The following is a 362-nucleotide window of genomic DNA, read 5'->3' as shown; positions in this document are numbered from 1 at the left end:
ACATGCACTCCCTGGCACAGAGCTACGACAAGAATACTCAGCAAGCGATGAAATCCGGAGAAAAAATCGCTGACTCACTCAGCCTAAAAGGAGCAGAAAAGGACGCCTTCACACAAGCATTCAACGCAAACGTAGGGCTCGGTGGCATCGTTGGCGGTCTCAAGGCAGGCATCCAGAACGCGACCGGGAAAGAGGCGTCAAAAGAACAGTTAAGCCAGGTGTCACGCGACTTCGGATCAGAAATTTCGAAGAACGAAAGCGATATGAAGGGGTGGCGTGCCCAGGCGTCTTCAACATTCTCACAGACGTCTGGTAGCGATAGCTCCACCGAGCACGCGCTAAGTCGAAGACTCTCCTCTACC

Annotated in this window: 1 protein-coding gene; it reads left to right on the top strand. The window is 53.0% G+C overall.

The annotated features are described in order from the left end of the window. Positions 1-362 (top strand): hypothetical protein (locus AC3XQU_RS23290; protein ID WP_489876524.1); only part of this gene is annotated, 362 nt, incomplete at both ends.

It is taken from the genome of Telluria sp. AZSoR62 (assembly GCF_058111565.1).
The sequence above is the reverse complement of the archived record's forward strand: the minus strand, read 5'-3'. Positions and strand labels throughout refer to the sequence as shown.